Below are 1,488 nucleotides of genomic sequence, written 5' to 3'. Positions count from 1 at the left end.
GCAGGTGTGTATCCTTCCCCTGTGCAGGTGGCTGGCGCACCCCAAACCCGCGCCGACATTACTACTATAGAGAAAATGCCGAATTTCTACACCACCGGCTTCTGCGGCACATCTAAAGTCAACCCCACCATACCGTGGCTCTATAACGGCGACACCACCACGCCGTGGTTCTATAACAAGGAAACCAACCCCAGCGGCACCCTCGTAACACCCATAAAGTGGTCGTGGGACAAGCCTTACGGCATATTCTTCGCCGTAGCCGTGGGAGCAAAGAAAAAATCCAATGTCAAGCTCACATTCTCGCCTAAGAGAGCCGCCATACCATACGTTGACTTCACGGTGAAACCTAATGTGGTTGATCAGGAAGACCTCATGACGGCTTGCTCGGGTGAGATACATTATGAAAAACGTTTTGTTGCCCCCACCGTCAACCTGAAGTTCCGACACGCCCTCACCGCCGTGCGCTTCAAGGTAGGGCAGAACCTCTCGTATGACAAGACCATCACCAAGGTGGAAATCATAAACGCTATGAGCAAGGGCTGCTACAACCTTCCCATGGCTGTCAACGACAGAGGTGCATGGGGCCCCCTGTCTGGCAAGACAACCTTCACCCTCGACAACGTGAGCGTGAGCACCTCCAAGGGAATTAACGACATCATCGTGGGCAAGAACGACAACTATACCTTCTACATGATCCCGCAGAAGCTTGAGGGCGTGAGTGTAAAAATCACTTTCTCCGACGGTTCCAGCATCAAAGCGAACCTCTCTGGCGAATGGAAGGCCGGCACCACGAAGACCTATGCCCTGTGGGAGAACAAATCTACGTGGAATTATCAGATCACAGTGGTCCCTCCCTCGGAGGTCTCCGGCACAGCCACCACTGCCAGCTATACCGTGGAGAGCTACCGTATGGTCCTTGGGAGCTACATAAAGCATCCCGTGCCATGGAAAGTGGTAGGCTATCAGGAGTTCATCGACGGGAATGCAACAGGTCCTGAAACCACGGAAAAGCCCGCATGGCTCACCTCTTTGAGCATGGAGAACGGAAACGGAAGCGGCAGCGGCCTGAGTCCCGAATCTGGCACAGCCACCATCAAGCCAGCCATCATCGACAAGCTTGCCGAATATAACAAGGAGCTGCAAGAAGCCCCAGAGAGAGGCACTGAAAGCAATCCCTACGACCTCTCTACGCACGACCTCGATGGCAAGCCTCGGCCAATGACCACAGCCAACTGCTACCTCATCTCCGCACCGGGCTGGTACAAGATCCCGCTCGTATATGGCAACGGCATCGAGAATGGGGTAGATAACACCAAAGCCTATAAGGCGTTCAATAAACAAAGTACTAAGCAATATCTGGCATGGTTCACGGATCATGACGGTAGCAATAGCCCAATCTATTCTCCTTACATCAACTGTCAGAGCCCTACAAATTTTGCCAAGCAGGCCAAAGTAATGTGGACCGACCAGCCCGGCATCGTGGACAAC

Annotated in this window: 1 protein-coding gene; it reads left to right on the top strand. The window is 53.2% G+C overall.

The genetic code is table 11. The features are described 5' to 3' along the window. Nucleotides 1-75: 75 nt before the first annotated feature. On the top strand, nucleotides 76-1,488 hold a 1,413-nt coding region (locus HMPREF3034_RS11740), incomplete at its 3' end, for a fimbrillin family protein (protein WP_231725679.1).

Source organism: Prevotella sp. DNF00663 (assembly GCF_001553265.1).
In the GTDB taxonomy this organism is placed as follows: domain Bacteria; phylum Bacteroidota; class Bacteroidia; order Bacteroidales; family Bacteroidaceae; genus Prevotella.
The sequence above is the reverse complement of the archived record's forward strand: the minus strand, read 5'-3'. Positions and strand labels throughout refer to the sequence as shown.